We start from the raw sequence: 239 nt of genomic DNA on the forward strand, positions 1-239 counted from the left end.
CACTGTTACGCACTTTCTTTTCTATCGGTTTTGCATCAAGAATTCGGTGTGTGGTGTCATCTATACCCGTGATCGTATTAAAGCTGTTTTGTTGTGCTCAGAGGGCTGGAAAATATCGATGATTGCTCAAGCTTTACGTATTCATGAGTCAACGATAACACGCCATATTAATGACTTTCTAACCCAACAAAAATTAACATCAGATAATGGGGGTTCAGACAGTTTTTTAAATGCAGAGC

Annotated in this window: 1 pseudogene; it reads left to right on the forward strand. The window is 38.9% G+C overall.

Annotated elements, in window-relative coordinates:
• Positions 1-67: 67 nt before the first annotated feature.
• Positions 68-239: pseudogene (locus CXF74_RS00055) on the forward strand (helix-turn-helix domain-containing protein); the annotation flags it as partial.

The organism is Psychromonas sp. Urea-02u-13, assembly GCF_002835995.1.
Classification (GTDB): domain Bacteria; phylum Pseudomonadota; class Gammaproteobacteria; order Enterobacterales; family Psychromonadaceae; genus Psychromonas.